We start from the raw sequence: 875 nt of genomic DNA, 5'->3' as shown, positions 1-875 counted from the left end.
CTCCGCCTTGATAGCTGCGATACGAGCTGAGTTAACGCGGCTCATTTGACCTGCGCCAACACCGATAGTACGTTGACCTTTCGCGTAAACAATGGCATTCGATTTGACATATTTTGCCACATTCCAGCTGAACAATAGATCTGCCACTTGCGCTTCAGTTGGTTGTACGTCAGTGACAATTTTTAGATCGTTTGCCGTAATTAGACCAAGGTCTTGCTCTTGTACGAGTAGGCCGCCATTGACGCGTTTGTAGTCAAGCTGACTATCACGCTGATCTGGTGCTGGTAGTTCACCACATACTAATACGCGTACGTTTTTCTTAGTAGCAGTCGCTTCAAGCACACCGTCTTCAATGCTAGGCGCAATGATGACTTCTACAAATTGATTATCGATAATGGCTTTTGCTGCAGCAAGCGTCAATGGACGGTTGAATGCAATGATACCGCCAAAAGATGACTCAGGATCAGTGCTAAAAGCAGTGCGATAAGCAGCTACTTGGTCATTATCTACCGCGACACCGCAAGGATTGGCATGCTTAACGATAACGCAAGCTGGTGCACTAAAGGCTTTAACACACTCAAGGGCTGCGTCAGTATCGGCGATATTATTATATGATAGCGCCTTACCTTGTAACTGCTTAGCCGTTGCAATAGAAGCCTGCTGGCTTTTTAGTGGATGATTTTCAGTATAGAAAGCGGCGTTTTGATGTGGGTTTTCGCCATAGCGCAGATCTTGCGCTTTTTCTAGTTGTACATTAAATGTGCGTGGGAAGTTTTCTGGTTCCTGTGTCTCATTGACACGGCTGCCTAAGAAGTTGGCAATCATACCATCGTACTGCGCAGTATGCTCAAAGGCTTTCACTGCCAAATCGTAAC

Annotated in this window: 1 pseudogene; it reads right to left on the bottom strand. The window is 45.9% G+C overall.

Features of this window, described 5'->3' with window-relative positions:
* Positions 1-875 (bottom strand): annotated as a pseudogene (purH, locus tag ACS8FC_RS15920) (bifunctional phosphoribosylaminoimidazolecarboxamide formyltransferase/IMP cyclohydrolase); the annotation flags it as partial.

The sequence above is a fragment of the Psychrobacter sp. 1Y4 genome (assembly GCF_051847555.1).
Note: the sequence above shows the minus strand (reverse complement) of the source record. Positions and strands in the feature narration are given on the sequence as shown.